The organism is Ferruginibacter sp. (genome assembly GCF_031391665.1).
Classification (GTDB): Bacteria; Bacteroidota; Bacteroidia; order Chitinophagales; family Chitinophagaceae; genus Ferruginibacter.
Window position 1 is genome coordinate 1 of the sequence record NZ_JANMUN010000168.1, and the last position, 2,417, is coordinate 2,417.

General features: G+C 36.5%; 4 protein-coding genes. All 4 read left to right on the forward strand.

Annotation, left to right across the window (positions count from 1 at the left end):
- Positions 1-12: 12 nt before the first annotated feature.
- Positions 13-156, forward strand: coding sequence for a hypothetical protein (locus tag ACY651_RS12490; protein ID WP_462253212.1), 144 nt, complete (start codon positions 13-15; stop codon positions 154-156).
- Between the two features lie 86 nt (positions 157-242).
- The gene (locus ACY651_RS12495) at positions 243-806 is read left to right on the forward strand and encodes an NUMOD4 domain-containing protein (protein ID WP_462253206.1); all 564 of its coding nucleotides are present in this window, start codon (positions 243-245) and stop codon (positions 804-806) included.
- A gap of 93 nt (positions 807-899) precedes the next feature.
- A complete protein-coding gene (locus ACY651_RS12500; RefSeq protein WP_462253208.1) occupies positions 900-1,562 on the forward strand; it encodes a DUF2461 domain-containing protein in 663 nt (220 codons plus the stop codon).
- A gap of 420 nt (positions 1,563-1,982) precedes the next feature.
- The coding region (locus tag ACY651_RS12505; RefSeq protein WP_462253210.1) for a TetR/AcrR family transcriptional regulator at positions 1,983-2,417 on the forward strand (435 nt) is incomplete at its 3' end.

The window sequence follows — 2,417 nt, forward strand, 5'->3', positions numbered from 1 at the left end:
AACGGAGGAAAGATACTGGGTGCCGTAAGCAGCAAATTAAATTACCTGGTTGCAGGCGAAAGTGCCGGCAGCAAACTGGAAAAAGCAAAAAAGATACCTGCCATTCACGTAATAAGTGAAGAAGAATTTATAAAAATGCTACCTATTAGTAAATAATTATATTATATTTGTTAGCAACCTCTCCAACCGCCTAAACACAAGGTAATATCCTGTGTTGGTTAAATTAATTAAATCTCACGATTATGATTAAAAAAAATCCTGGCGAAGTTTGGAAACAAATTTTATTTACCGGCCATAAACAGCTTCGAAAAAAATACGCCGTTTCATCACATGGCAGGGCCGCCAGTTACACCGAAGATGTTTTAAAAGATGGTAAATTATTAAACGGGTCGCTCACATCGGGCTACAAAACACTTAACCTGCATGTGGAGAACAGCAATGGCACCATTTACATTCACCGCGAAGTTGCAAAATTTTTTTGCAAAAAACCTTCTCCAAAGCATAAATATGTAATTCATGTAAATCATAAAAAGAAGGACAATCTTTACAAACACCTGAAATGGGCAACTTTGGACCTTGTTAGCTCTCACCAGCAAAACAGTCCTGAAAAAATTGCATATAAAAAGCGCCAGGCAAACCGTACTGTGGGCCTGAAACTGAATGCCACACAGGTTAAAGCGATAAAAGACATTATAAAAAATCCAAAAAGAAAATTAACCTACAAGCTACTGGCTGCAAAATATAAAGTAAGCGAAATGACTTTATACCGCATCAAAAGCGGTGAAAACTGGGGACGTATCAGGTAATTGAGAAAAAACTGAACTTTAGCCAAAGGAATCTGTTAGCATGCAGATTCCTTTTTTTATTTTATTAGTTTCGTTATTAAACCCACCATAAATATGCTTGAAACAACAACATTAAAATTTCTAAAAGATCTAACTAAAAACAACAATAAACCCTGGTTTGATGCACACAGGCCGCAATATGAAATTGCCAAAGCAGATTTTTATGCACTTGTTGAAAAATTAATACCGGCTATAGCAAAATTTGATGAGCCAATTGGGCAGCTCGTTACCAAGCAGTGTGTTTTCAGGATTAACCGTGATGTCAGGTTTAGTAAGAATAAGGCTCCCTACAAAAGCAATATGGCCTGTTATTTTAACCAGGCTGGTAAAAACGGCCTGGGTGGTGGTTATTACCTGCATATAGAACCGGGCAAAAGCTTTGCCGCAGGTGGTATTTGGGTGCCGGAGCCATCTGTACTGGCAGGCATTCGCCAGGAAATAGACTATAATTTTGCTGATTGGAAAAGGATAATTGAAAACAAAAATTTTAAAAAGACTTTTACTGAAGGCCTAAGAAGTAACGAAAGCCTGGTAAGGCCACCTAAGGGTTATGATGAAAATAATCCTGCCATTGAATTTCTTAAGATGAAGAGTTTTATTGTAAGCAAACCTTTTGCTGATAGTGATTTGCAAAATAAGAATTTTGTAACCGGGGTTGCAAAAACATTCAACAGCATGAAGCCCTTGATTGATTTTTTAAACATGGCTCTGCATTAATTTTTTGGAAACCTCCCATAAAAAAGACGGCCAGAGATAAAAATCTCCGGCCTTGCTTACCTCTGAAACCACAAGAAAAAATTTATAGCAAATGCATATAATTAGCTTGTCTAAATAATTTAATTGAAAACACCCCTTAACGATATTTCAAACCGGATTTTATATAGTATTGGAGAATACAGATAACTAAGCAGGTGGTAAAATTACTATATTTTTAATATTCACACAATTTATTTTCGAATTTTCTGTTTTTTTTAAGCTTTAGGTTGCTTTATATAGCAATGTAGGCTTTGTTTAGATGGTAATTGGGATTGGTAAACATCATTAAAAACCCTCCATCTATCATTTATAAATAACATCATTCGCTCACAAAAGCATACTAAAAAAACTAATAAGCATTAGTTTTGTAAAAAATGATACATGGCCAGGATAAAGCCGGGCAAGAATGCCAGCAAAAAGGATGTAATTACACAAAAAGCCGCGGCTTTGTTTAAAAGCAAGGGGTTTTCATCTGCTTCTATGAGGGAATTGGCAGAAGCGGTGGGTGTGGAAGCGCCCAGCCTGTATAACCATATTGGCAGTAAAAGTGAGTTGCTGCAGAGTATTTGTTTTAAGGTTGCCAATGCTTTTACTTTATACCTGAATGGTTCAGAAAATAATACTGATAATCATGCAACCAGGCTTGAGCATATCATCCGCTTTCACATCCAAATGATGCTTGATCATTTTGATGAAGTATATGTTGCGAATCATGAGTGGAAGCATTTAAAAGAACCTTATCTGAGCAATTTTCTTATTCAGCGGCGGGGTTATGAGAAACGTCTTATCAGTTTAATGGAAGGCGGTATTGCTGCT

Coding starts and splice junctions, on each gene's coding strand:
- ACY651_RS12495 (WP_462253206.1), top strand. CDS start 243: ATGATTAAAAAAAATCCTGGCGAAGTTTGGAAACAAATTTTATTTACC.
- ACY651_RS12500 (WP_462253208.1), top strand. CDS start 900: ATGCTTGAAACAACAACATTAAAATTTCTAAAAGATCTAACTAAAAAC.